Raw genomic sequence first — 24,027 nt, forward strand, 5'->3', positions numbered from 1 at the left:
AAACATTGGCAACAAGCAGTATACTTGTTGCCAATGTTTTTGCTTTTTACATAAAATACCCCATAAATAAAGAGGCAATATTGAAATAAATCAGTACACTTGTCAAATCACTCAAGGTCGTGATAAATGGACCGCTTGCTACCGCTGGATCAAATCCTAGACGATCCATCAGCATCGGAATCAAACTACCTGCAAGATTCGCCACTGTTATTGCAAACAGCATGGCCATCCCTATCACAAACCCTAAGATAAAATTATGTTTCCAAAAGCCCACGATCAGAAAAATCGTAATCCCTGTAACAGCTCCTGTTACGACGCCGGTCAAGACTTCAGCCAAAACAAGTCGGACAAACCCGTGATCTTTGTCATCAGAGATTGCAAGTCGACGGACAGCCACAGCCAGCGACTGGGTTCCAGCATTACCAGCTGTTCCTGTGATCAGTGAAATGAAGACCGCTAAAATGCTCGCTTCACTTACCAAGTCTTCATAATGACTGATCAAAGAAGCAGTAGACATACCTAAAAACAACAGAGTGATTAGCCAAGGCAAACGTCGAGATGCTGCCTTTACTGGATTTTCATTGATTTCTTCCACATTGACCCCGGCAAGTCCTGAATAATCGCTGGCAGCTTCATCATCAATAACGTCAATGATGTCATCGACTGTGACGATTCCCAACAAATGATCATCATAATCGGTGACAGGAAGAGCTAAGAAGTCATAATCCCTGAATGTTTGTGCCACATCTTCTTGGTCGTCGCCTACATGAACTGAAAGCACCCGCTCGCTCATCAGATCAGAAATCATAGCATCATCATCATTCACGATTAGGTCGCGTAGAGAAATAACCCCCACTAGTTGACCTTCTTGATTAACGACATAGATGTAATAAATTGTTTCAGCAACATCTGCTTCATTCTTCAGCACATACATCGCAGAGCGAACGGTTTGATTTGCTACGATCGAAACAAATTCAGTAGTCATGATTGCACCAGCTGTTTCGTCTTCGTAATGGAGCAATTCCTTGATTTCACTGGCATCGTCTGCAGACATCAAACTTAAATATTTAGCAATTTGCTTTTTATCTAACGTATTAAGCAAATCGACAGCATTATCTGTATACATCTCAGAAAGCATATCCGCTGCATAGCTAGGACGCATCTCATCCAGATATTCTTTCATATGTTCGTTATCTTCTTCAATCACATCGAACATATCCGCTAATTCTTTAGGCGACAGATAGGAATAGATCAGCTGCCTGTTCTCTTCTGTAAGAGATTGGTAGAATTGCCCCTGCTCATAGATATGCATCTCTAAAAAACTGTTTCTGAATGCCTGAATATTATTTTCCCTTAAATCTTGAGTCAACTGGGCAAATCTTTCCTCTAATTCTTGATTTTCATCCAAACCAATCTCACCTCGCCTTATTCTTCAAACCGTCTCACAACTGCCTCCATGTCTGCGGCTAAAGGCTGCTTGAACTCCAGCAGCTCTTCTGTAAATGGGTGGTAAAAACGCAGATCATAACAATGAAGGGCTTGTCTTTTTATTCCCAGATCCATTCGTCCGCTATACATATCATCACCGAGCAGTGCACAGCCAATGGCGGAAAAATGAACTCTTATTTGATGTGTCCTTCCTGTATGCAGCTGGATATCAACTAACGCGATTTCTGTTAGTCGCTTCTCTATCCAGTACTCCGTCTGTGCAGAACGTCCTTCATCAGAGACCATTCGCTTCAGTAGCGAAGAATAATCTCGGGCAATCGGCAAATCGATATGTCCATGTGCCGATAAATTGGAAAGCATTCCACTGACTAATGCTTGATATTTTTTTACAAACTTCTTTTCACGAAGTTGCGTGTCTAATTTTGCGTGCGCAAACCCATGCTTGGCAAAAAGCATCAAGCCAGACGTATCACGGTCTAGTCGTGTAACTACATGAATTACTTGGTTTTCGTACCCTTGTTTTTTGTAATAAGCTTTTACACGATTTGCCATTGTCCCATTTGGATGGTATTGGGCAGGAATGGACGAAACGCCTGCTGGTTTGTTTACTACCAGAACATGTTCATCTTCATACACGATATCGATCGGCGTTTCGTCCAAAAGTACGGTTTCATGTTCTCCTTCAGCAGGAATCACAATGGTTACCTTATCATCCTTGGCTAGAGAAAACAAGACATTTTCTACTTGATCATTGACTTTGATTTGACCGCCTTGAAATTTTATTTTCGCTAACAGACCTTTTGAGATCCCTTTTTCTTTTAAAAAATATTTTACCTGCTGAGAATGATCTTTCTCATAATCCCATGTAAACTGCATATTAATCCTCACCAATAAAGGCATCTTTCACGCGATGCCAAAAATGCATATGTCGATAAGAAGCAAAATGGATCCGTTCTTCTGCTATTCGATAATAAATAGAACGGATATCGGCTTTTGCGACATTCAATTGATCAACCGTTACAAGATAATCTTCTGTATTTTCCAATTTTATTTCCAACCACTCATCATGGGCAATCACGATCGGAGAACCCAAAGTACGAAACACTCGATTATTCAGCGAAGCAATCTCAGCCAATTGAAAGGCATTGATACTAGGATGGATCACTGCGCCGCCGACACTTTTATTATAGGCAGTCGAACCAGTGGGTGTAGAAATCGTCAACCCATCTCCTCTGAAACTTTCAAACAATTCATTTTTAATGTATACATCGGCTACCATCGTACGATTGGCCCGTTTAATCGTTGATTCATTTAGTGCTAAAAAATGCTGATCAGGCGTTTCATCCAAATAACTGATCCGAACATCCAACAAGGGATAGCTGACACTTTGTTCCCGATTTGTTCGCAAGCTGTCTACTAGTTCTTCCAACTCGTAATCTCGCCAATCAGTATAAAACCCTAAATGACCTGTATGCACGCCTAAGAAACGCACGTCATTCAGACAATGACTGTAGTGATGAAATGCCGATAATAATGTGCCATCTCCACCAATTGAGATGACCAACTCTGGTTCATGATCATCTCGCTGGATCCCAGCTTGTTCTAATAGTGTGTTCAAGCGCTCAGCCACTTCTATGGTCTTTGCTTCTTTATTGTGAACGATCGCTACTTTCATCCCCTGCCTCCTCTCTTTCGCTTTCTTTCTTCAAAAGCGTTCGATAGTAGACATCATCTGATTTTCCTCTTCCATGGGAGAACAATCGCTGTGCTTCTTGGATTTCTTCACGGATACTAGACATCTCTTCATCCAGCTGATACGCAGCTTCTGCCGCACGCTGAAGTCGTTCACTCATTTCTTCTGGAAAAACGCCTTGATATTTATAATTCAGTGAATGCTCGATCGTTGCCCAGAAATTCATCGCAAGGGTCCGTATTTGGATTTCCGCCAAAATTTTCTTCTCACCACTGATCAACTGTACAGGATACTCGATCACCAGATGATACGAACGGTAGCCACTTGCTTTCTTATTAGTGATGTAATCCCGTTCTTGAAGAACTTTCATGTCTTTTCTTTTACGGATAATCTCAACAACTTGATGGATATCTTCTACAAACTGACACATGATCCTTAAGCCGGCAATATCAGACATTTCTTCTTCTAAGCGTCCCATCGGAATATGACGTAACTGTGACTTTGTTACGATGCTGTCAACTGGTTTGACTCTCCCAGTGACAAATTCAATTGGAACATGACGATTTTGTTCACGAAACTGTTTACGGATTCCCCGCAGTTTCACTTTCAATTCTGATACAGTTTGTTCATATGGTGCTAAAAATGCTTCCCAATCTCGTTCCATAGCTGATACCTCTACTTCATTAACATTCATTGTTTATTCTACCATATATGCAAAGTTTTTTCGTACTCTTGATTTATGCATTGACCAAAAAAAGAAAATTAGGCAGAATAGACAAAAAGGAGTCGATCAAATGACGCAAATGCTTGAAATCGAATATAAATCTATGCTGACAAAGCAAGAGTACGAGATATTCATCGCTCACTATCAATTAACAGATAAAGATTTCCGTGTACAGACTAATATTTACTTCGATACCGTTGATGAACAGCTGAAGAAACAAAATTGTGGCCTACGAATCCGTTTCGTTGGTCATCAAGCTGAATATACATTAAAAACACCTGCTGAGGAAGGACGTCTCGAAACGACGGATACCTTTGTAACAGAAGAAGCAGAAGCATTCATCTTTCAAAAACGTTTGCCTCGCTCGGGCGCAGTTTTTCAAAAACTTTCTGATTTGAATATCGATCCTGCTTCATTGATCCAAACAGGAAAGCTTACAACAAAACGGGCTGAGTTCCCTATTGAAGAAGGACTTTTAGCTATCGATGAAAGCTGGGGAGACAATCTTCACGATTTTGAACTAGAACTAGAGGTAGGGGATGCATCTGCAGGAAAAATTGCTTTTATAAATTTTTTAAAACGTTTTTCTTTGTCTTATCGTCCTGCTAAGAACAAAATCCAACGTATGCTTGAAGCTAAAAATTAGAAACCTTTCATTTTCACAAGGCACTTGAGTTCATTTTTTTACTTTTTTCTGTTAAGTTATAGGATGTGAAAGAATCTAGTCACTAGTTGTATAGAATCTATTTTGGGGGAGATTCATATGATCGAAATCTATTTATTTGTTAATCCTTTAGGGGAATATTGTTTCGAAATGGAGCAACAGTTATTACAATTTATTGAAGAAGAGTACGGAACACCATCAAAAGAAAAGATGCAATTTCGCTTTCTTCCTTTGGTCAATTTGCAGACAATTGGGGATGTCATGCAACAAAAAGGAATTTCTCAAAACAATCTTGAGAAACGCAACCACTTATTCTCAACGACTTATTCTGCCGCATTAGACTGCAAAGCGGCTCAATTCCAAGGAAAGAAAAAAGGCCGCCGTTTTTTGATCAAACTGCAAGAAGCAGTCGGCTGCAATAACATACCATATTCTCGTGCACTTGCTGAATCGATATTTGAAGAGATTGGCGGCGATTTGAATATGTTTAAAGAAGATCGGCAATCTGACTTTGTTAAAGAAGTATTCTTTTCCGATCAAAAAATTGCTCGGGAAATGGGCATCACGAAACATCCTTCCGCAGTCGTTTACAATTACGCTTGCGATCGTGATTTTGGTGTTTTAGTAGAAGTAGAAGGCACCAGCAGCCTTTGGAGAATCAAAGAGCTGTGTAAAACAACAGATAACTCGTATCAAGTTTTTAATGGTGAACATTTACATACAAATGATTCTCAGTTCCATTCACGAACTAGCCATTTACACTTGCTTTCTAATTAAAAAAATGCGTCGACTCCCTTACAAGAGAGCCGACGTATTTTTTTCGTTTCTATTCGAAAAAATCAAAAATCTTATAAACGATCAATCAATTCTTCTAATTCGTTTAGTCGTTGTTCAAACATCGACATTGCATCTTCGATATACGCAGCCTGTGTCATATCTACTCCTGCTTTTTTCATCACTTCAACAGGATAATCACTGTTACCAGCTTTTAGATAAGCCAAATAGTTCTCTAGCGCATCTGGTTCCTGACTGAGTATTCTTTTCGCCAACGCTGAAGCAGCAGAAAAACCAGTCGAGTATTGGAAGACATAGTAATTATAGTAAAAATGCGGGATCCGTGACCATTCAAATTTGATTTCTGGATCTTCTTCGACTGCCGGACCATAATATTTTGCATTCAATTTACCATAACTATCACTTAGATATTCACTAGTCAATGGCACACCTTTTTCATCTTCCGTATGCATGAAGTGCTCGAATTCAGCAAATTGTGTCTGGCGGAAAACTGTTCCTTTAAATCCATCCAAGTAATGGTTGAGCACATAAGCCCGGACACGAGGGTCTTTTTCTGTTTCCAATAAATATTCTGTTAGGATATTTTCGTTCGTTGTCGAAGCAATTTCTGCTAAAAAGATGGAGTAGTCACCGTATACATAAGGTTGGTTCGACCGTGTGAAATAACTGTGGACACTATGTCCCATTTCGTGGACAAGCGTAAACAGCTGATCCAATGTATCATGCCAATTCAATAAAATATATGGATTTGTGTCATAGCTTCCCGAAGAATAGGCACCACTTCGTTTTCCTTTATTTTCGACAACATCGATCCAACGTTCAGAGAATGCTTTTTCTACAATAGTCATGTACTCTTCACCCATTGGCTTCAGTGCTTCCAAAGCTTTCTCTTTTGCTTCTTCATACGTAAAGGTGATTGGAGCTTCTCCTAAGACCGGTGTATAAAGATCGTACATGTGCAGTTTTTCCACTTCTAATAAACGTTTCCGTAATTCCATATATCGATGCAGCAAAGGCAAATGCTTGTTTACCACGGCTACCAAAGTGTCGTATACACTTTCAGGAATATGATTATTGCTCAAAGATGCTTCTCTGGCAGAGCTGTAATTACGAACTTTTGCTTTAAAATTATGTCCTTTTATATGCGTACTTAAAGTAGAAGCAAACGTATTTCTAAATTGTTCATAAACACTGTACAACCCTTTAAATGCGGCTTCGCGAACACTTCGATCCGTGCTTTCTAGCAACTGACCGTACACGCCATGAGATAATTGGACTTTTTCACCATTCTCTCCTTCGATCGTTGGGAAAACTAAATCTGCATTATTCAAAACAGCAAATGTATCACTTGAAGCCTCAAAGATTTCACCTGCTCCTGCAAGAAGCGATTCCTGATCGGCAGATAAAACATGGGCACGATTATCTACTATTTGCTGGATATAGTGACGATAGACTTCTAACTTCGGTTCTTCTTTGAAATATTGCCAAATCCGTTCATCTGATAACTGCAATATTTCTGGTTCAAACCAGGAAACAGCTTCACTAACCTTTGAAAACAAACTACTTGCTCTTGCATAAAGCGCTTGATATTCTGTATTCCCAGTATCTTGATCGTTTTTAAGGTGCGCATAGACATAAATGATTTCAGTTTGGCGATAAACACTCAACACAAATTCAATCGCATCAAGAAATTGAGAAGCGCCTTGATCAAGTGTTCCTTTGTATTTTTCAGATTTTTTTAACTTTTCTGATAATTCTAGATACTTCTCATCAAATTCTTGGTCGCTTGAAAAGATCTTGGTCAAGTCCCAAGTTAAATTTTCAGGCAATTCTTCGCGTTTTGGCAACTGCTTTACTTCCATGAAATCCACTCCTTTTTATCCCTTTGTCTCGGTCTATCAAAATAGATCCTCGTCTAACATCCACATGTTACAGCATCTGATTTTTCTACTAATCTATGTGTCTGCTTCTATCAATTTTAGCACAACTGAAACTTGTTTTACATAGAAAACCGGTTCCTGTTCTATTTTTATACTTACTATAATTTCCAAGAGGACAAACGTGTGCATTCATCAAAAAATTGCCGATAGACCATCTCTTCCTCAATCATAGGGAAAAGCCACTGCATTTTATATTCTTTTACTTGGCAAAACCATGAGCTGAAATCAGGTACTTTCTGTTGTTTTAAGGATTCTTCGTACAACATTCGATAAAGAAAAACTTGTTCTCGTAAATAAAAGAAAAACCGACTGTTTTGATAGATCCACGGTGATAGATACAAAAGGTGCTTGTGACGCAAGTAGCACTGTTCTTGTATGGATACTGTATTTTTTTGTTTGTAAATCAGCTGGCGCGCCAGCCACTTCTTCCCATCCTCGCTTAACCTGTCTGTTTTCTTCATCTGATTTATTTTGATCTCATTATTAGTAAATATTTTTTTTAGATCATTACCAGAAAAAGTCCAGCAGCTACTGAAAAAGAAATGTGACCTGATACAGTCTCTGTAATATGATGATATAAATAAAGTTTTTGGTTCTTAAGGTCAGCTTTCCAGCAATGTACCCCCCTTTTTCTATTATAATAGCAGCAACTTTTTTCTATCAATGAAAATTGCCGCTGTCCAAGAAAAGAATGACCAAGTATCCACCATACTTGGTAACCGTTGTTCAAATAACTTTTGGTTCTTTCAACAAATCTCTGATGAGACAATCTAGAACATTGGATTTCTAATGCTAGATTAGCCAATAAAATATCTGGTCTCTGCCTCAATCTTGGCAAATAGGCTTCCAAAAATGCAGGTTCTGCTGACTGTCCCAGCCAATCCATGAAATATTCCTTTAACTGCAAGTGTTCTTCTGATTCCCCCTCACTAAAAACCGAACAGTTGTCGGTTTTTCGATGGGCAAAATGAGCACATTTTTTCTTTCCCCTTTTCAAAACCACTCTTTTCCGACAACTACGACAATAATACGTTTTCTCTTTTTCTGCATATTTAGCAGAACAGCATTCATGATATTCATTCATCGCAAGCAGCATTTTTCTCCCTCTGAACTTATTTACGTCTAGCAATTTATTTACACGAAAAAGAGCCATATCGATATATGATCGATACGGCTCTTACTATAATGGTGATTTATACAAAATAAAATTTCGTACGCTCGATAGCATTACGCGCCATCAGACACTTTCCATACTCATTCAGTGTTTCTGGTGTACGATCGCTCTTTTCTGCAAACTCCAAAATCCGAGCAATCTGATTCTCTACATCCGCTTGGTTGAGATTCTCCATCCAGAAATGAACGACTAGGTAATAACGCTCTTCGAATAAGTACAAATCAGTCCAAGCAGACTCTAGTTCAACATCTGTTGCCAGCTGGATCACTTGCTCAAAATCTTCAAAAGCAAAAATTGCTTGTCTTTCCTGTTCTTCTAGGGCGCTTCCAGATAATTCTTCTTCCGGATCGCTACCAATAATTTGCTGACGGAGAAATTCGCTCACGTCTTCTGAATCCACAGCAGAATCTTCTGATTGAGAAACTTCTTCATCTGGCAGGTTTTTACTGATAAACAGTTCTAATCCGTCTCCTTTTGGCAAAACTTGGAAAGTGACAGCTTCGCTTCCTCGGAACTCCTCTTCGATATCAACTTCTTCCAGAATACTATAAAAGAAATTTTCGATTTCTTTGTGATTGCCAAGTAAATCCAAAAATGAAACGCCCCGTTCTTCTAAATCTTCATGACCTATCAGTACACGGATCGTATTTTCATTAATATGTTCCATTTCCATTTTGCTACACCTCACTTTGCCGCAATGTTCAATATAGATTCATTGTAGCGAAATCAGCTTAAATGTAAAGAAAAAAAATCCCGCTGTTAAGTGAATTTAATAAAACCAGCAGATTTTTCCAATCGTTCAAGCTATCTTATTTAACTATAACATTTTTGGGAGATGAATACTATATAGCCGACTTTTTAGCTAATCAATCACTTCTGTTTTTCATACCATGATCACTCTCACACCTTTTTTTGTGCCCACAATAAAGAACGCTATTTATAAAAACAAAAAAACTTGGAAAAACTATCCTCGTAATAGTTTTTCCAAGTTTCATTTTATCTTCTATAATCCAGCCATCAATTGTGCTTGACGCAATTCTAATTGTCGTACATCGCGCGGCAGGAATCGACGAATCTCGTCTTCATTAAAACCAACTTGTAGACGTTTATCATCAATCATGATTGGACGGCGAAGCAATCCAGGATTGTTTTGCACAAGTTCCAATAGTTCTTGTAACGGCAGATCATCTAAATCCATGTTCAGTTTTTGGAATACTTTGGAACGTGTCGAGATGATTTCTTCTGTTCCGTCTTCTGTCATTTGTAAAATCGCTTTTAATTCAGAACTGTTCAATGGTTCTGAAAAAATATTACGTTCAACAAATGGAATCTGATGTTCTTGCAACCACGCACGAGCCTTTCTGCAGGAAGTACAACTTGGGGAAGTATATAATGTTAACAACGTGCACCACTCCTTTTCGTGATAAGAATCACTTTTTTGTAACAGAAGATCATAATAATCTCCCATCTGTTTCTATTATACATAATCAACTTTTAAATAGCTACCTTTTTTTCATAATTTTTTTAAAAAAATGAAAGTTATCTAAGGTTAATATACAGTAAAACCAGCGTTCTTGCTTTTTTCATCATTTAAAAATTAGAGTTTTCAAATCTAATTCAAATTTTAGAAGACAATGAAACAGCAAACAAAACTGTACTATTATTTTATCTAAAAACACAAATGAAACCGATTTCTTAAGATTTTTTATGTTTTTTATTTCTTTGATAGTAATGTTTCTTGTCATTTTAGATAATATTGTTCTTTATTATAACGCTTATTTTCTCTGTTATATAAGCGCAATATTTTAAAGCAATGATTACTAGATAAAATTTACTATAAACAAATAAACTAAATAACGTTATTTTATGTTTGAATAGTTATACTGAGACTGTATTAAAAAAATAAACCTTTCGAAAATTCCTCAGAGATTGCATTAAAATAAACCAACCGAGTTACACAATAATGATTAATTTGTTCATCAAACCTATTGACGTGTTTCATGATTTTTAGTGAAAAAAACTGAAATCTAAAAACCTTATTCTGTCAAGGAAACAGAAATATAGTAAGAAAAACCTTTATTTATCAGCTTTTTTAGATGATTTTTTCTGTTACAATAGTCAAGGATTTGTGAAAAAATCAATGAAAACCGAAAGGCGTGTAAAATTTTGATTAAATCAGTTGTGTTTGATGTTGATGATACAATGTATGATCAGCAGCAGCCATTTCGAAATGCGGTAAAAAGAGTCGTGCCGCTTGTTTCAGATGAAGATATGCATCCACTATATATCCGATTCCGTCATCATAGTGATGAAAACTTTCCAAAAGTAATGGCAGGAGAGTGGACGCTAGAATATATGCGAGCACATCGAATCAGCCAATCACTAAAAGATTTAGACTACCCTCACATCACAGAAGAAGAAGGTCTCCTATTTCAAAAAATTTACGAGGAAGAACTTGATAATATCTGTTTGCATGAGGAGGTCAAAAAAACACTTGACTTCTTGAAGGAAAAAAATGTCCCATTAGGAATTATCACAAATGGACCGACTGACCATCAGACAAAAAAATTAAAACAACTTCAATTGAACAATTGGATTCCTTCCCACAACATGCTGGTTTCTCAAGCAACAGGTTTCCAAAAGCCAGAAAAAGAGATTTTTCAGCTTGCTGAGAAAGAATTTCATATGCTTCCAGGAGAGACTCTATATGTTGGCGACAATTATGACAATGATGTTTTAGGTGCAAAAAGTGCCGACTGGCAAGCACTTTGGTTCAACCATCGAGAACGCAAAATCGACCAGACCCCTATTTGCGATATCGAAATTTCTTCTTTTGATCAGCTGTTAGAAACAATGAAGACAATCTTTGCTTAACGCCTATAAATAAAAACAAAAAATAATAGCAAGGAAATCGGGTTAAAACGGAAACCCAGCTTCCTTGCTATTTCTTAAATCAACTAAACACCTGCTTTTTTCGAAAGATCTTCTTATCCATTACTGAACGATTGTTTCGAATCTCTTACTTCTCAATCTCTCCTACACTTAAGATCATGCGGATATCTTCTTCAGTCAGTTTTGTCAGCTGTTCTTCATTTCCTTGGATCACTTTTTGGAACAGTTCGCGTTTTTCTTGTTGGAGCGAATCCATTCGTTCTTCAATCGTTCCTTCAGAAATCATACGCCACACTTCTACCACATTTTTCTGTCCGATTCGATGCGCACGACCAGCAGCTTGTTCTTCAATTGCAGGGTTCCACCAAAGGTCGTACAAGATGACCGTATCTGCTCCTGTCAAATTCAGTCCCGTTCCCCCAGCCTTTAAAGAAATCAGGAAAACATCTTTTTCGCCTGCATTAAATGCATCTACCATACTTAATCGATCTTGCGGTTTTGTACTGCCTCTTAAATAAAATGTTGAGATCCCCAGCTCGGCTAACTCTTCTTGTAAGATAGTAAGCATACCTGTAAATTGAGAAAACAGCAGAACTCTGCGTTTGTTCTCTTTGGCAGCGACTAATAGATCTTTTACTTGTTCGAGTTTGCCAGAACCGCCTTGGTAATCTTCAATAAACAGACGAGGATCGCAACAAATTTGACGCAACCTTGTCAGACCTGCTAGTATCCCGATCCGGTTTTTCTTGAATGCTTCAGAATCCATTGACGAGATTTCTTCACGCATTTGACGCAAGTAAGCTAAATAAACGGTCTTTTGTTCTTCTGTCAGTGCAGAATATAGATTCATTTCTGTTTTTTCTGGTAAGTCTTTCAACACAGTTTGTTTATCTCGCCGTAAAATGAACGGTCGGATCATTTGCGCAATTTCTTCTGCGGCAAGTTCTCTGAATTTTGTTTTGGTTGGGAAAAATCCTGGCATGATTGTTGCAAACAATGACCACAATTCTTCTAAATTATTCTCGATTGGTGTCCCACTTAATGCAAATCGCTGAGGCACAGCTAATTCTCTCAATGCTTGAGCAGTTTTCGTACTACTATTTTTGACCATTTGCGCCTCATCAAGGATCAAATAATCAATTTTTTGTGATTGGTAATCAGCTAAATCTTGTCTCAAACTGGCATAAGAGGTCACTCGAATATCTGTGTCTTTAGCCAGCAATTCTTCCCGTTCTTTTTTATTCCCATTGATTACTTGGATACTCAAAGAAGGAGCGAATTTTTTTACCTCTGCCTGCCAGTTGTAGATTAAGCTGGCCGGCGCTACGATCAAAGCAGAAAAGCTTTCCCGTTCTTCTTTTTCCGAAAGTAAAAAGGCAATCGTCTGCAGTGTTTTCCCAAGTCCCATTTCATCGGCTAAGATACCGCCAAACTGATAATGGCCTAACATCTTCAACCATCGGAACCCTTGCTTCTGATACTCTCTCATCTTTGCATTCAATCCTTTGGGAAGTTGCGCCTGATACCCTTCTGGATGAATGAGATCTTGGACCATCGTTTGAAACGATTCGCTAAAAGTAGCATTGCTTTTTTCCAATTGATTTTGAATGATCAGTCCTTGATTCTTAGGTACATGGATCGTCCCTTCTTCTGAACGTATTGACTCTCGTAATTGTTGCAATACTTGACTTGTTTGTTGGAATTCCTCTGAATCAAAAGAAAGAACCTGTCCATTTTCCAATGTATAAAAAGCATCATTTCGCAACAAGCTTTGCAGTACATGATCAATCTCTTGCTCTTCTATCCCCGATACGTCGAACCGAATATCAAGCCATGAACCAGTCTCGGTTACTTCGATTTGCGGTTGATGTTTATGCGCATCTAAATACAACTCCCGCAACTTTCTGCCAAGTCTGACTTCACCAAACTGACGGAAGACAGATAGTTCTGTACGGAAAAAGGCATATAGTTCCTCCCCGCTTGGCAATGGACGCTCATAGCCAGTTTCATTTTTCTGGTAGCGATACATCCTGAATAAATCAAGGACTCGTTTTTCTTCAGCTCTGTCACGCAGCACCTGAAAGTCCTGATTGGCCGAGACCTCATGTTTTGGATCGGTCGAATAGATGACTTCGCCATAGACGAAATCGACTCGAGCTTGGATTTTTCCTTTGGCTTTTCGAAAAAAGAAAATAAATTCGACTGGAATATCTGCTACTTCCTTTTCTACTTCAGAGGCAACCACTACGTCTCCGATCTCCGAAAGAAGAGGAATGATTTCTTTAAACAAGGCCGGTAGTTCTTTTTTCTTGAATACTACTTCTGGTTTCTCCAATCGGCGAATCAATTGTTTCCAAGTTTGATAAACTGTTTGTTGATGCTTCGTTAGAGCATAGAATACTCCCTGGATAAGCCCCCACTGATAATGCATAAAGAAAAAATCAAAATCATTCAATGCTTGCAATAAATAGTCTTCTCCCTGTTTTTCCACTTTGAATGATAAAGGCTTGTTTTGATCGGAAAATTGGATTCCTTGATCGTTTTGTTCATTTATCTGCAGATGCAAACGTGTCGTCTGATTCATCTGTTCTAGTAGGAAGCGGGCTTGTTCTACTGGGAGAAGCAGGTATCTTTTGTCTAGTTTCCCTTTGACTTGCAAGCCATTCGTGCCTAATAATTGATGCGTTTGGGCACTTCCTGCAAGATGAGCGAGTATTTTTTGATCTTCTTTTTGAAAAGCCCGTTTATCTAGACGAAACTGATACTGCTTATTGACTGTGTAGGTTTCTTTTTCTGTGTAAGCCTGTAAAAAATCATAGATGTTTTTTACGATATATGTTTTTTTCGGCGATGCCAAAGAACCGATACGTAAGTAAAGCGCCAAAATAGAAAGCTCTGGATGATACTGATTTGTCTCAATCGTTTCTACTTGGTATTCAATAATCAAGGGTTGCACCGCTTGAGGATTTTTTTGTATTTTTAGACGAGAAAAACCTTTTGCAATGATTTCTCCTTCACTTGTTGTTTTTACCGGTTCTAACATCGGCTGGTCTTTTTTCATGATACGAGATAGATTTTTCGACCGTAAGTAAAGTTCCACAGCAACTGTATGCTTACAATATTTATGTTCCTCCCAATATGGACATTGGCAGTAATCTATCTCTTTTGCTGTCCCATCCAAATCAACCATATACAATTCACTGCCCAAGACTTCTGCATGCCACACGTTTTCTTCTTGGTCAGGGACAACCGATAACACTCGGCCTTCTTGCAAGTATTGACGCCCACGTGCAATGACTTTTTCCGGAATACTCCATTTCATAGTTACCAATCTCCCTTTTTATCCAAGTTGATAGCGTATTTTGCTTTGTCCGCTACCTTCTGTATCAATTCTTATTTGCTGTAATACTCGTTCTTTCAATTCTCTTACATGGCTAATGATCCCGATCATTCTTCCTTCACTTTCAATCGTTTCTAAAGCTTCCATCGCCATTTCCAAAGCTTCTTCATCTAATGACCCAAAACCTTCATCAATAAACAATGCATCGATTGCTACCCCACCAGCTTGTGTCTGAATCACATCCGCAAGGGCTAATGCTAAAGAAAGTGCTGCAATAAAACTTTCACCGCCAGACAGCGTATGCGCGCTTCGAGACATGCCTGCCTGATCATCATAGATATTGATTTCTAATCCGGTTTTCCCTCGATAACTGCCGATCGTATCCGCTAGTTCAAACTGATAACGATTTTTCGTTAAACGTTGGAGATGATCATTTGCTACTTGTAACACTTCTTGTAGATAAACTTGAAGCACATACCGTTCTAAACTAGTCTTCTTAGGATTTTCTCCGTTGAATGTTTGCGAAAGCTGCTGTAATTGCGTAAGTTCATCTAATTGCGTCTGGCTTGTGTGATAAATCGAAAGACATTCATCGTAGATTTTCTGGTTATTGATTTTTTGTTCTTGTAAACTGTATATCTTTTCTTGCTTTGTTTCGATCATCTCTCTTATCTCTTCCAATTGCTGGCTGATCTCTTCTGTATCTGGAACTATCTCCGTCAGCTGGATATTTTCTAATTGACGTAGTCGGTCAGCTGTCACTAATTGTGCTTCATGATAAGTAGTGATTATGCGCTGGTTCTCTTCGTATTGTGCTTGCTGTTGTGCGAATGCACAGACTTCCTCAGTTGTTGAAAAATACGATTGGCTTTCCAGCTTTTCAGCTATTCTTTGCTGTTCTTTTTCTATTTTTTCATCTATTTTTTCTATTTGTTCCTGTTGAAGATCAAGTTGTGTCCGAAGCATATGCAGATCTTGCAACAAATGCATTCCTGCTTTCTGCTCAGCAGCGAGTTGGTTTGAGTCTTCTTCTAACTGTTTTTCAAGTTGTCGTATCTCTTCTTCTAAACAGTTGCTATCCGTATCTTGTAATTGTTTTTCTAAACTTTTGATTTCGCCTTGCAGTTGTTGAAGCTGATTATTTTTTGCTGTCTGTTGCTGCTTGTAGTCAGCTAATTGCTGCTCAAGCTTTTCTACTTGTTGGCTTATTTCTTCCAGCTCTGCTCTTGCATTGGCTATCTTGCTTTTTCGTTTATCTAAAGATTGTTCGATTACTGTAAGAGCAATTGTTGTTTTTTGTTCTGTTATCGCAGGAAATGCCTGTTGCAAAGCCTGTTGTAAGTGTTTTTCTTGTCCAGCTAGTTGTATATTCGTTTCCATGATTTTTTGTTCTAAATCAGATAATTGCTGTTGAAGATTATTTTCATATGCTTCATTTTTGGCAATGATTTGCTGGGTTCTTTCTACAGCTGACTCAGCTTCTGCCAGTTGTTGCTCTACTTTCAAGATATCTTCTTTATTTGGCTGTTCATGTTTTGATTGTTGTACGGGATGTTCTGTCGACCCACAAACCAGACATGGTTCCCCCGGACGCAAAAAAAGCTGAAGACGAGCAATTTGCTGCTTTGCCCATTGGCTTTTCAGCTGTTCTGCTTGTTCTATCTGTTGTTTCAATCGCTGATTATTTTTTGTTGTTTCTTCGGCTGCTTTTTTGAGCTCTTCTCTTATCTGTTCGAGTGATTCGATGCTTTTTGTTTTTTGTTGTTCTATTTCCTGCTGTTTTTCATCTAGATGTTTTAACTGTCCAAAAGCAAGACGATCTTCCTGCAGTTTTTCCTGATCCAATAAGATTTCTTGAAGAATTCGAGTTCTTTCCTGATAAATAGCCTGTTTTTGATGTAGCTTTTCGGCGTTCGTTTCTTCTTTATCTAATGAATGTTTTAATTGTTCTGCTTCTTGTTTTTTACTACGCAAGGCTTCGACAATCGGTACCATCATCTGTTTGTTTTGCAATTGTTGAGCAGCTTCTTTGATTTTTTTTTGCCGATGTATGCGGTCTGTTTCATTTTTTTGCCACTCTTCATAATGCTGCGTAGTCATCGCTAGTTTCTTTGTTTGTTCACTGCTTTTTTGTGACAGTTCTATTTTTTCAGCTTTTATTTCTTTCAGGTGCTGGATTGGTTCAATTAAGCGTTGTGTAAATTCATAATACCCAATCCATCGTTTCTTTTCCTCTATTTCGTCTTTTTGAGCGGCTAATTTCTTTTGCTTATTTAGTAATGTCGCTTTTTCTTCATAGCTTTTTTTCAAGGTTTCAAAACGATAGTAGGAATTTTCTAATTGTTTCTGTTTCTCCTGATAGTCTGCTAAAACTTCTTTTTCTTCAGTGATTTGTTTTTCTAGTATGGCCTGATGGTTTGTCCATTGGGAAAGAACGGCTTCAAACCCTGCTGCTGCTTCCTCTTCTTTGACTAAAACAAATCTTTTTTGCAAAAGATGAAGTTCTTGCTCTAAATGATCTAGTTTTTGTTGCTGTTGCTTTGCTTTTTCCTTTAATCGCTCATTAAACTGTTGGAAAAGCTGAGTACCGAACAAATGACGTAAAACAGTCTCTTTCTCACTGCTTGATGAAACCAAAAAATTACGGAATTCTCCTTGGGGCAGTAAAACGATTTGGGAAAACTGTTTCGCATCGAGATTCATCAGTTCTCTGATCAACTGGTCTGCTTCTGTACGTTTTGTGATTTGTTTTATTTCTTTTCCTTTCCCATCAAAAATGGTCAACGTTACTTTAGCTGCCTGTTTTTTTGTTCCGTTTCCTTTTCGTTTCGCTAAAACTTGTTCTGGTTTTCGTTCGATTTCATAGTTCATCTGCTGATGTTCAAAAGAAAAAGTCACGCTTGTTTCTTCTTCTGGTGTAGCAAACAAGGAACGCATCTCTTTTCCAGAACGAAGTCTTCCGGAAGTTTCACCAAAAAGTGCGAAAGTGATCCCATCAAAAATCGTCGTTTTTCCTGCTCCAGTCTTCCCGCTGATCAAAAAAAGCGGTGCTTCTGTCAATCGTGAAAAATCAACGGTCTCATTGATAAAAGGACCAAAATTTTTAAGTTTTAATTTTTTCGGTTTCATTCTTGATCATTCCATTTCCATGATTTCTTGCAACGTTTCTCCGAGCCATTTTTCTTGGTTTGCCGTTAGCTGTTCTTCCGTCATTTCACTAAAAAATGCTTCTGCTAATTTTTGAGGATCTTTCATTTCTAGTACTTTTCGTTTGCGCTTTGTTTGTTCTGCTCGGCCGTTTGCCCGTTCAATCCCCAAAATACGAGGATATATTTGCCGAAGCTGGTTCATCATATTCGGGATAATCGTTCTGTCCGTGAGATAGATATGGATATAATTTTCCCGATTGACGGACTGATAGAAGGCAGGATCCAACAATTCTTTAAAACTTGCTGTTATTTCTTCAATATCATGCAGTGGTTCGATCTCCCTAAAATTCAACTCTAGGTCTGTTGCCAGATCAACGATCCATACACCTTTTTTCTGGTTGATCTCAGATAGAGAAAATTTCAACGGCGAGCCACTGTAGCGAGCATTATCTTGCCTTAAAGCAGCTTGATTATGCAAATGTCCTAGTGCTACATAATCAAACGGTGCAAGCAGTTCGCCTGGGATCGAATCCAGACCCCCTACTTCGATTTTCGTTTCCGAATCAGATTTTACACTTCCCATTACAAAAAAATGGCTAATCAATACGTGTTTTTTCCCTGAATCGAACAGCTCTTCCATTTTATCTATCACTTTTGCTACCGCTTGCTGGATCGTGCGGATACTGTCATCTTCAAAATATAATCTGGCTGCAATTGGTTCAAAGTAAGGAAGAAAGAAAAATTGTATGTTGTTAAACTCGACTGGTTCGAAAGCTTCTGCTAGCTGCGTTCGCAAAAAATAGTTTGAATAACTGAACCATGGCGTACCAGCTGAAAGTCGCGTACTGCTATCGTGATTTCCTGATATAGCAAAAATTGGGATTCTTTCCTTTAAGTTCCAATCAACCATCAATTCATTGTATAATGCTACGGCATCGACAGCCGGCACACTCCTATCATATAAGTCTCCTGCAATCACGATTGCCTCTACTTTTTCTTCTTTCGCGATATTCAGTATAGAAGATAATACATGACGTTGGTCTTCAATCAAGTCATAACCTTGTAGTTTTTTTCCGATATGCCAATCGGCTGTATGTAAAAAACGCATCCAATCACCCCAAAAAATGTCCTTCTAATCATTATAACACTTTGATCCATTACATGACACCCGTCTTCTATTTTGCACGTTGGAAAGCAAAAAGAGGGCAGACTTGACGTCTCTCCCTCGTTTTTCATCGAAAAGTCTGAACAGAACAGGAGATTCAAAAAGACCGCCCACTCCTAAACTTATCACTTTATTTTTTTTTGATTTCATATTTGAAATCTGGGTTCACTTCTTTGTCCAATTTATCAAAAGCCGCTTGTGTTCGTCGTTCGATCTCCGCCATTCCTTCTTTATCCGTTTTCTTGATATCTGATAGGTCGATTGGTTCACCGAAACGCACTGTCACTCTCTTACGCTTGAACAAATCCCCAAGTGTCAGTGGACCTTGGTATACGGCTGGCACGATTTTCGCTTTAGACATTCTGGAAATCAACGCCATCCCGCCTTTAAGTTCTGTAGCATGCCTTGTCCCACTGGGGAACATGATTAAACTCAAATTTGTCGATTTTAAAATCTTTACAGGTGTTTTAATGACACTTGGTCCTGGATTCTCTCTTTTAACTGGAAAAGCATTGGATCGAGTTAATATAAATCGCAGAACCGGATTTTTGAACAGTTCTTCTTTTGCCATAAAGCTGAATTCCTTCGGTGCTGCAGCTACCGCTAGATATAATGGGTCCCACCAAGTACGATGGGGGGCAACTAGTATGTAATTCTCATCTTGCGGTAATACTTCTTTATTCTCATAACGGGCATTTCCATTGACTAAAGCTAATAGTACTCGAACTACCCCTCGCATAAATCGATAAAACATAGTCTCTTCCTTTCCCTTCTTATGGTCATAGTATGCATAAAAAACAGAGGTTTGACAAGCCACCTTGGTTCTTTTTAATAAAAATAGTATAATACAAACGACTATTTTTTTCATTTTGGAGGGAATCCATGCTTCACGAAGATGAACGAATCGACCAATTATACGCAGAAGATATCAAAATTATCCAAAGTTCCCAAGTATTTTCTTTTTCTTTAGATGCTGTGCTACTTGCTCACTTCTCTCGTGTGCCTAAAAAAGGACAGATTGTTGACCTTTGCGCAGGTAATGGTGCAGTTGGCCTGTTTTTAAGCAAACGAACTCAAGCAGCTATTGATGCTATCGAACTTCAGCCTCGCCTAGCAGACATGGCAAGACGCAGCATCGCGCTGAACCATCTAGATGAACAGATGACAGTCCACACCATCGATCTGAAAGACAGCTTATCCGTCGTTCGGCATAATTCTTGTGACTTAGTCGTCTGCAATCCACCTTATTTCAAAGGGCTGCCAACAAATAAAACGAACCCTAATAAACACCTAGCAATCGCCCGTCATGAAATCCATACAACATTAGAAGAAGTGATCGACAATTCAAGTAAGTTACTAAAAACAAATGGGCGTTTCGCTATGGTCCATCGACCTGAACGATTCTTAGAGATCATCCAAATTATGCAAAATCATCGGATTGCACCTAAACGGATCCAATTTGTTTACCCAAAAGCTGGAAAAGAGGCAAATATTTTGTTAGTTGAAGGAATCAAAGATGGTAAATTAGATGGATTCAAAGTCGCTCCGCCATTGATCACTTACGATGCAGACGGGGAATACACAGCAGAGATTCGTGAGATGCTCTATGGCAAATAAACATTATTTTTACGTATTATTCTGTAAAGATCAGACATTTTACGGTGGGTACACAACAGACCTTTCTAGGAGACTAGGGGAACATAACAATGGTACTGGCGCTAAATATACACGTCTTCAAAAAAGAAGACCTGTTAAGATGATCCATGCAGAAGTATTTTCTTCAAGAAGCGAAGCAACAAAAGCAGAAGCTGCATTCAAAAAACTCAACCGAAAACAAAAAGAACATTATTTGAAGACACACTCAACCGTTTTGCTTCCTGAAAATAGATGACTGTTAAAAACACGATAAAAAAACTTCAGGCAAAAACAACTGTTTTTGCCTGAAGTTTTTTGTAGCTATTATTCTGATACGTTTGTCTCGCTGCTGTTCGTACTTGAACTTCCTCCTAGCAAGGCTTCGCTGACTAAGTGAATGTAATGTGTCATCCCTTCAGGATTTGGATGGACTTGATCATCATAAAACCAGTCACTGTGGTCATTACTGTAGCTATACCAATCAATCAGCGTCATATTGTCGTATTTTTTCGTCATCTGTTCAAGCATCGCATTCACGTCATTTTGCCAACGTTTCGTCGGTACTCGGACATTGACCCAGTATACTTTTCGATCACCGATTGCATCCATCACGCTATCAAACTGAGCTTCAGAGAATGAGCCGTTCGTTCCTAATCCAATTAGAACAGTGTCTTTCAATAAATCTTGTTCCTTTAATTTTTCAATATACGGTACACTGGCGTATAATTGTCGCCCCACATCGCCATCTACCACTACTTTTGGATAAAGCTCTTGTAGATCAGTTGCAGCATCTAGCATAACTGAATCACCAAATGCCGTTAGCTCTAATTTTTGTGCCTTGTTTCCTTGGGCCTTAGACAACTCGTACTTATCAAGAATCGCTTGGTCAACTGAACTAGTGGTATTTTCTGAATTGTTTCTGGTTTCTTCTGCTAATTTTTTACTTTCAGCGATCTTTGCCTGCAATTGTTTTTGATCGGCCGTTACAGCATTTTTCGGTGCCGTAACGAAACCAACGAATGCAATTGCTACAAGTAATGTGCCTGGAACGACCCATGGTTTGCTCTTACTGATGATTGGTTTGCTGAACCATCCTTTCATCACTTGGAATGTACGACCATAGTCAAAACGTGCTAGCGGACGTTCCACATATCGATAAGAAAGTTCACTGATGATTAAAATCAATGTGATTTCCACTAAAGTATGGAACAGAACATGATCAGCAATATCAGTCACTTTTGCTTCATAAAAAATCATAACTGGAAACTGATACAGATAAATCCCGTAGCTTCGTTTGCCAATCCAAGTAAATACTGGATTTGTCAGCCAACGATTCAAGCTTGCTCCAGGATGTGCTGTCACTGCAACTAGTACTACGCATAACAGACTCACTAGAAGCATCCCTCCATAATAGATGAAATTGTAATGATCATCTAAAAAGAAGAAGCAAAGAATCAGTGCCAGCAGTGAGATTCCTCCAGCGATATTCAGGATACTTTTTGCTTGTTTCGGGATGTTTTTCTTCAAACGAGTACTTGGCCAAACAAAAGCGAGCGCACTTCCCAACCATATAGAAAACAGCCGGGTGTCCGTTCCATAATAAACACGGGTTGGATCGCCCCCTGGTGTATACAAAATCATCATCAAGATTGCAGAGAGGAAAGATGTACCTAACACGGTATAAAAGATCCATTTTCTTTTACGAACAAATACCATCAACAATACAAACAAGATTGGCCAAACCAAATAGTTTTGACCTTCTACCGCTAAAGACCAGATATGTGTAAACGGTGATTCATTAGCAAATCGGTCGAAATAAGATAAACCGTTATTGATTTGCCACCAATTGTTGACATACAGTAAGCTGCTGACGACAACTCCTCGAAGATTATTCAACAATCCTCGCTGGAACAAGGTGATATAAGCCGAAGCTGTAACAAGCATAAAAACGAGTGCCGGATAGAGTCTCTTCATTCTTCTGACATAAAATTGCCAAATATTGATTTTTCCATTTTGTTCCCATTCCTGCCTTAGCAGATCCGTGATCAGATAACCAGATACGACGAAAAAAATCGGAACGCCCAAATAGCCGCCTTTCATACTAGTTGGCAGAAGGTGATAGAAGATAACACCAACCACAGCTAATGAACGGAGCCCATCAAACCCAGTGATGTAGCGGCTGTTTTTTAACCTTTTTTGTTTTTCCATTCAATATTCCAACTTTTCATAAACTTTTTTCATTCGTAATATACGGGTATTAAGTGAAAATAGCAAGTAGAATCGTGTCCTTTCTCTACTATTTTTTTCTATCATCCCATAAATTTTAAAAAATAAACATGCTTTTTTTCAACTTTAAGAAAATTTCAAATAAAAAAGTAGTTTCTATTTGCTGATCCGTCCTTTGGTAGAAAAAAACTGCAGACAAACGAATGTCTGTCTACAGTAGTATTTCATGAATTTTTGTCAAACTCGATCTAAATGCCATCCTCGTAGAAACGCCCAAGTATCTGGACATTTTCCGCGATACTTACAAAAGCTTGCGGATCAGAAGCTTTCATCGCTTCTCTGAGTAGAGGCAGTTCGTAACGTGTAACGATCGTCATCAATACTGTCTGCTTATCATGTTTATAAGCACCTTCTGCTTCATTGATGATCGTGATTCCTCTACGCATACAGTTTTGGATTTCATTCACTACTTTTTCTGGATGTTTCGTTACGATCATTACCTGCATTTTCTTTTGTTTAGTATAAACGACATCAGTTACTTTTCCACTGACGAAAATAGACAACGTACTGTAAAACATATATTGCCAGCCAAATAGAATCCCAGCAACAAAAACGATCAATGCATTGAAGTAGATCGAGATAGAACCAATCGACTTTCCTGTTTTTTTACGAATCGTGATACTCACGATATCTAGACCACCCGATGATAGGCCATTTCTCAACGCTAGCCCAATCCCTAGTCCCATCACAGCCCCACCAAACAACGCACAAATGATTGGATCGGTAGATAAGACTGTTTCCGGTAAAATATGGATACAAAGAGAGGTCAAAGTGACTGTGATAAAAGTGAAAATTGTAAACTTCTTCCCGATTTTGAACCACGCCAAGACGAACAAAGGTATATTCAGTAAATACAAAGTGGTTGATACCGGCACCTCGAACCCTATGAGTGATTTTGACAAAGTCGTCAAAATCTGAGCCAGGCCAGTAATACCACTTGAATAAATATGTCCTGGTTGATAAAAGAAATTCAATGCGACAGATGCGATCAACGCATAAACGATTGATACCGAAAGTTTGGTCGTGTAATCATGGTAAGCCCAATTTTCGAATGTTTTTTTCATGGAAAAGCCCCGCTTTATATGTTATGGCTTCATTATAAAGTGTTTTTCAATTAAATC

Annotated in this window: 18 protein-coding genes and 1 pseudogene; 5 read left to right on the forward strand and 14 right to left on the reverse strand. The window is 38.5% G+C overall.

Features of this window, described 5'->3' with window-relative positions:
* Positions 1 to 46 precede the first annotated feature (46 nt).
* Genes mgtE through RWU19_RS05100 form a run of 4 tightly spaced genes read right to left on the reverse strand, consistent with a single transcriptional unit; the run spans position 47 to position 3,806 of the window.
* Positions 47 to 1,408 carry a magnesium transporter gene (mgtE, locus tag RWU19_RS05085; protein WP_002315660.1) on the reverse strand — a complete coding sequence of 454 codons (1,362 nt, stop codon included), beginning with the start codon at positions 1,406 to 1,408 and terminating at the stop codon, positions 47 to 49.
* Positions 1,409 to 1,425: 17 nt separating this feature from the next.
* Positions 1,426 to 2,325: an RluA family pseudouridine synthase gene (locus tag RWU19_RS05090; protein WP_002335218.1), complete on the reverse strand. Its 900-nt coding sequence runs from the start codon at positions 2,323 to 2,325 to the stop codon at positions 1,426 to 1,428.
* 1 nt (position 2,326) lies between these two features.
* Positions 2,327 to 3,124, reverse strand: coding sequence for an NAD kinase (locus RWU19_RS05095; protein ID WP_002315658.1), 798 nt, complete (start codon positions 3,122 to 3,124; stop codon positions 2,327 to 2,329).
* Positions 3,099 to 3,806, reverse strand: a complete 708-nt coding sequence (locus RWU19_RS05100) for a GTP pyrophosphokinase family protein (RefSeq protein ID WP_002309982.1) — start codon at positions 3,804 to 3,806, stop codon at positions 3,099 to 3,101. Before RWU19_RS05100 ends, RWU19_RS05095 begins: the two co-directional genes overlap by 26 nt.
* 130 nt (positions 3,807 to 3,936) lie before the next feature.
* Between RWU19_RS05100 and RWU19_RS05105 the strand changes: the two genes are divergently transcribed.
* Both RWU19_RS05105 and RWU19_RS05110 read left to right on the forward strand, forming a co-directional pair.
* Positions 3,937 to 4,512, forward strand: coding sequence for a CYTH domain-containing protein (locus tag RWU19_RS05105; RefSeq protein ID WP_123837687.1), 576 nt, complete (start codon positions 3,937 to 3,939; stop codon positions 4,510 to 4,512).
* A gap of 117 nt (positions 4,513 to 4,629) precedes the next feature.
* A complete protein-coding gene (locus RWU19_RS05110; RefSeq protein ID WP_002315656.1) occupies positions 4,630 to 5,307 on the forward strand; it encodes a ClpXP adapter SpxH family protein in 678 nt (225 codons plus the stop codon).
* A gap of 71 nt (positions 5,308 to 5,378) precedes the next feature.
* Here the strand turns inward: RWU19_RS05110 and pepF are convergent, their stop codons facing one another.
* The 4 genes and pseudogenes from pepF to spxA all read right to left on the reverse strand — a co-directional run bounded on the left by pepF (position 5,379) and on the right by spxA (position 9,841).
* A complete protein-coding gene (gene pepF / locus RWU19_RS05115) occupies positions 5,379 to 7,187 on the reverse strand; it encodes an oligoendopeptidase F (RefSeq protein WP_002315655.1) in 1,809 nt (602 codons plus the stop codon).
* Between the two features lie 176 nt (positions 7,188 to 7,363).
* A pseudogene (locus RWU19_RS05120) lies at positions 7,364 to 8,361 on the reverse strand (competence protein CoiA).
* Between the two features lie 97 nt (positions 8,362 to 8,458).
* Positions 8,459 to 9,112, reverse strand: coding sequence for an adaptor protein MecA (locus RWU19_RS05125; RefSeq protein WP_002315653.1), 654 nt, complete (start codon positions 9,110 to 9,112; stop codon positions 8,459 to 8,461).
* Positions 9,113 to 9,442: 330 nt separating this feature from the next.
* Positions 9,443 to 9,841, reverse strand: coding sequence for a transcriptional regulator SpxA (gene spxA / locus RWU19_RS05130; protein ID WP_002296384.1), 399 nt, complete (start codon positions 9,839 to 9,841; stop codon positions 9,443 to 9,445).
* Positions 9,842 to 10,605: 764 nt separating this feature from the next.
* On the opposite strand from spxA, the gene RWU19_RS05135 reads away from it, so the two are divergent.
* Positions 10,606 to 11,313, forward strand: coding sequence for an HAD family hydrolase (locus RWU19_RS05135; RefSeq protein ID WP_002309968.1), 708 nt, complete (start codon positions 10,606 to 10,608; stop codon positions 11,311 to 11,313).
* A 145-nt stretch (positions 11,314 to 11,458) separates the two neighbouring features.
* Here RWU19_RS05135 and RWU19_RS05140 read toward each other — a convergent pair whose 3' ends face one another.
* The 4 genes from RWU19_RS05140 to RWU19_RS05155 form a co-directional block, all read right to left on the reverse strand.
* Positions 11,459 to 14,653 carry a DEAD/DEAH box helicase gene (locus tag RWU19_RS05140; protein WP_123838213.1) on the reverse strand — a complete coding sequence of 1,065 codons (3,195 nt, stop codon included), beginning with the start codon at positions 14,651 to 14,653 and terminating at the stop codon, positions 11,459 to 11,461.
* Between the two features lie 18 nt (positions 14,654 to 14,671).
* Positions 14,672 to 17,800, reverse strand: a complete 3,129-nt coding sequence (locus tag RWU19_RS05145; protein WP_123838214.1) for an AAA family ATPase — start codon at positions 17,798 to 17,800, stop codon at positions 14,672 to 14,674.
* Positions 17,801 to 17,806: 6 nt separating this feature from the next.
* The gene (locus RWU19_RS05150; protein WP_002315649.1) at positions 17,807 to 18,928 is read right to left on the reverse strand and encodes an exonuclease SbcCD subunit D; all 1,122 of its coding nucleotides are present in this window, start codon (positions 18,926 to 18,928) and stop codon (positions 17,807 to 17,809) included.
* 187 nt (positions 18,929 to 19,115) lie between these two features.
* Positions 19,116 to 19,739 (reverse strand): lysophospholipid acyltransferase family protein, encoded by a 624-nt coding sequence (locus RWU19_RS05155; RefSeq protein WP_002309961.1) that lies wholly within the window; start codon positions 19,737 to 19,739, stop codon positions 19,116 to 19,118.
* Positions 19,740 to 19,867: 128 nt separating this feature from the next.
* On the opposite strand from RWU19_RS05155, the gene RWU19_RS05160 reads away from it, so the two are divergent.
* Together RWU19_RS05160 and RWU19_RS05165 are read left to right on the forward strand one after the other, a co-directional pair.
* Positions 19,868 to 20,602 (forward strand): tRNA1(Val) (adenine(37)-N6)-methyltransferase, encoded by a 735-nt coding sequence (locus tag RWU19_RS05160; protein WP_002328908.1) that lies wholly within the window; start codon positions 19,868 to 19,870, stop codon positions 20,600 to 20,602.
* Positions 20,592 to 20,876, forward strand: a complete 285-nt coding sequence (locus RWU19_RS05165; RefSeq protein ID WP_123838215.1) for a GIY-YIG nuclease family protein — start codon at positions 20,592 to 20,594, stop codon at positions 20,874 to 20,876. The genes RWU19_RS05160 and RWU19_RS05165 overlap by 11 nt, the downstream gene beginning before the upstream one ends.
* Positions 20,877 to 20,944: 68 nt before the next feature.
* On the opposite strand, the gene RWU19_RS05170 is transcribed toward RWU19_RS05165, so the two are convergent.
* Positions 20,945 to 22,828, reverse strand: coding sequence for an acyltransferase family protein (locus RWU19_RS05170; protein WP_002314148.1), 1,884 nt, complete (start codon positions 22,826 to 22,828; stop codon positions 20,945 to 20,947).
* Positions 22,829 to 23,094: 266 nt separating this feature from the next.
* Positions 23,095 to 23,970: a YitT family protein gene (locus RWU19_RS05175; RefSeq protein ID WP_002291388.1), complete on the reverse strand. Its 876-nt coding sequence runs from the start codon at positions 23,968 to 23,970 to the stop codon at positions 23,095 to 23,097.
* Between the last annotated feature and the right edge of the window lie 57 nt (positions 23,971 to 24,027).

Source organism: Enterococcus sp. 2STP (assembly GCF_032465635.1).
Classification (GTDB): Bacteria; Bacillota; Bacilli; order Lactobacillales; family Enterococcaceae; genus Enterococcus_B; species Enterococcus_B lactis.